Annotated in this window: 1 pseudogene; it reads left to right on the top strand. The window is 68.2% G+C overall.

The annotated features are described in order from the left end of the window. Positions 1 to 2,300 (top strand): annotated as a pseudogene (locus HMPREF1137_RS10395) (hypothetical protein); the annotation flags it as partial.

The following is a 2,300-nucleotide window of genomic DNA, read 5'->3' as shown; positions in this document are numbered from 1 at the left end:
ACACGCTGGCGGCAACGCCGCAGACGCTGCAGGCAACGCCAGCCACGCCTCGCACACCGCAGGCAACACAGCCGACGCTGCAGGCAACGCCAGCCACGCCTCGCACACCGCAGGCAACACAGCCGACGCCGCAGGCAACGCCAGCCACGCCTCGCACGGTGGCGGGGATGTCAAGGATTCGGCTCTTCCGCCCACGGATCCGGGCCACCGCTCCAACGGTGTGTCCAGTGCCGCTCAGCCCGACGCGACGCCTCATGCGTCCGCGGCTGGCGATGCCAGCACCGGCGGGCACGCGGCTCCCGCGAACACTGCTCCCAGCGCGTCTAACGGCGCTCACAACAACGCGTTCATGAATGCGGATACCGGTGGTGCCACTCACGGTGCGGGTAATGCTGCTGCCCCGGGCACGTCAGGTCACACCGCAGCGCCCGCGGCTGGCTCCCACGGAGCCCCGGCGACCGGCGCACCCGCGACTGGCGCACATGGCGCACCCGCTACCGGCGCACCTGCGACTGGTGCTCATGGTGCCCCCGCTACCGGCGCCCCCGCGTCTGGCGCACATGGCGCACCCGCTACCGGCGCACCCGCGTCCGGCACACATGGTGCACCCGCTACCAGCGCACCCGCGTCCGGTGCTCATGGCGCACCCGCCACCGGCGCCCCCACGTCTGGCGCACATGGTGCACCCGCTACCGGAGCGCCTGCGGCTGGCACTCATGGTGCCCCTGCAACGAGTGCCCCGGCCACCGGCGCTCCCGTTGCTGGCTCGCACGGCGGGGCTTCTGGCCACGGTGCTGCTGGCGGCTCCCCCGCTGCTCCCGTGCGCAACGACGGTGTGGGTGAGCGCGGTGCACCGGCTGAGGCTATTGCGCAGAAGAAGCCCGTCGATCCTGACAAGGTATTTACCCGTTCGGGCAACGATTTCGGTGCCCCGGCGAACAAGATCGATACGCACGCTGGCGGCAACCAGAAGAGCTTGGATCATGTGGATGTCAAACCCGGTGATTCCGACAAGGTTCCCAACGGCCAGTACCATCCTGTCGAAACCGCAGGTGGTCCTCACCGCGGCGGCACCGACGGAGCTTTGAAGGGTGACGACTTCGAACCGAAACACGCTGTTGCGGGCGATGGGAAGCCTCCGCGAAAGCCTAACGATTCGTGGGACTCCGATGGTTTCTCTGCGAATCGGGACGATTACGATCTTTTCGGTGTTGAGAACAGGAAGGACTCTTCCTACCTGGATCACAGCTCGACCCACGCTAACGGTGAGACGCGCGGTGCCGATGAGCTTGTCGGTGCGGGCGTTGGTCGTAGCGAGGCCAGCGTGGGCGCTCAGGGATCGTACGAGCGCGCTGGTGCCTTCGGTGGCAGCGATCCGAGCCGTGTGAGCCACGGAGCGGATGGCTTCGGCGGTACCGCTGATTTCGGAGCAAACGCAGGACATGCGGGTCACGGCGCACACGGCGTCAGCAATTCCGCTGATGTCGGTGGCGGCGTAGGAGACGCGTCGCGTGGTACGCACGCTGCTGGCGCCCCCACGGGCCAGGGCGGCGGTCATGTTGGTGCTGATACTGGCACCCACGGAGGTTCGTCGGCCCCTGCGCAGGGTCCGCACCGCGGCGATCCGGGCATGTCCACCGGTGATACGCACGGTGTTTCGCGCGCTGATTCCACCCCCGGCCACGGTGACACCCCCCGGGCAGGACATGGTGGAGACGGCGCCCCCGACGCGCCTACCACCCCCAAGAAGGACACTCCTGCCGGGGACGGCCTGGTCGGCGACAAGCAGCCGCATAGCGGAAAGCATGCAGCCGACACGCCTGCCACCCACGCGGATGAGGCCGCCGACGCCAGCAAGGCTGGCCACGACTCCGGCGACGCAAATGGCTCCGGTAAGGCCGATGCCGACGCTCAGCATGGGCATGATTCCGGCGAGCACGCGGCCGCTGAGCCGAAGGCGAAGGACCACTCCGCCAACGGTAAGGCCGACGACGCTGCGGATTCGACGAGCCACGGCGACAAGACCGAGGCCGACAAGCCCACGTCGTACAAGTCCCACAAGGAAGACGACGCCGCACACCACGACGGCGACGAGCACCCCAAGGACACCGACGACAAGCACACCACCAAGACCGACGACGCCGACACCAAGTCCCCCAAGGACGAGGCCGACACCCACAAGTCCGACAAGGACGCCGCCGACTCCAAGTCCGACAAGGATTCCGGTGAGCGCGCGGACGCCGAGCCGAAGGCGAAGGACCACTCCGCCAACGGTAAGGCCGACGACGCCGCTGATTCGA

Origin of the sequence: Actinomyces sp. ICM39, assembly GCF_000282935.1 — a bacterium.
GTDB classification, from domain to species: domain Bacteria; phylum Actinomycetota; class Actinomycetes; order Actinomycetales; family Actinomycetaceae; genus Pauljensenia; species Pauljensenia odontolytica_B.
The sequence above is the reverse complement of the archived record's forward strand: the minus strand, read 5'-3'. Positions and strand labels throughout refer to the sequence as shown.